This window comes from Paucibacter hankyongi (assembly GCF_037482915.1).
In the GTDB taxonomy this organism is placed as follows: domain Bacteria; phylum Pseudomonadota; class Gammaproteobacteria; order Burkholderiales; family Burkholderiaceae_C; genus Paucibacter_A; species Paucibacter_A hankyongi.
In genome coordinates this window covers 1-1,101 of sequence record NZ_JBBHJX010000036.1, presented here as the reverse complement: position 1 = coordinate 1,101, position 1,101 = coordinate 1, and the positions used below count along the sequence as shown (strand labels likewise).

General features: G+C 63.9%; 1 protein-coding gene. It reads left to right on the top strand.

What is annotated here, in order from left to right; all coding sequences use genetic code 11:
* Positions 1–11: 11 nt before the first annotated feature.
* Positions 12–1,101: IS256 family transposase (locus tag WG899_RS22260; RefSeq protein WP_339597824.1), on the top strand; the 1,090-nt coding region annotated here is incomplete at its 3' end.

The window sequence follows — 1,101 nt, the reverse complement described above, 5'->3', positions numbered from 1 at the left end:
AAGGAAACACAATGACCGCCTCAACTATCGCATTAGCTGAACTCGCCGAGAAGGGCGCCGACATCGATGTTCTGCGCCAGATGGTGCAGTTCATGGCCCAGCGCCTCATGGAGATCGACGTCGAAGGACGCTGCGGCGCTGCCTACGACGAGAAGAGTCCCGAGCGTCTGAACAGCCGCAACGGCTTCCGTGAGCGCACCTGGGAGACTCGTGCCGGCAGCGTCGAGCTGAAGATCCCCAAGCTGCGCCAAGGCAGCTACTTCCCGGAGTTCCTGGAGCCCCGGCGCACGGCCGAGAAGGCGCTCACTGCCGTGATCCAGGAGGCCTACATCAAGGGCATCTCGACCCGTTCCGTGGACGACCTGGTCAAAGCCATGGGCATGAGCGGCGTGTCCAAGAGCCAGGTTTCGCGGCTGTGTGCTGAGCTCGATGAGCGGGTCGGCGCGTTCCTGAACCGCCAGATCGAGGGTGACTGGCCGTACCTGTGGATCGACGCCACCTACGTCAAGACGCGCGAGGCCGGGCGCATCGTGAGCGTGGCCGTCATAGTGGCGGTGGGTGTGAACACGGAAGGCCAGCGTGAGGTGCTGGGGCTCAAGGTCGGCGCCAGCGAGGCTGAGCCCTTCTGGACAGAGTTCCTGCGCAGCCTGAACCGGCGTGGCCTGCGCGGCGTGAAGCTCGTGATCAGCGACAGCCATGAGGGCATCAAGGCGGCGTCAGCCAAAACGCTCAAGGCCACCTGGCAGCGCTGCCGGGTGCACTTCATGCGCAATGCCCTGGCCTATGCCAACAAGACACAGCGGCGCATGGTGAGTGCAGCCATCGGCACAGTGTTTGTACAGGAGACGGCCGAAGCGGCCAGAACGCAGTGGCGCAGCGTGGCCGACCAGTTTCGCGACAAGCTGCCCAAGCTCAGCGCCATGATGAACGACGCCGAGCACGACGTATTGGCCTTCATGGGCTTCCCACGGGCGCACTGGCCGCAGATCTACAGCACCAACCCGCTTGAGCGGCTGAACGCCGAGATCAAACGCCGAACTAACGTCGTGGGCATCTTCCCCAACGATGCCTCGATTACGCGGCTGGTAGGCGCCATGATGC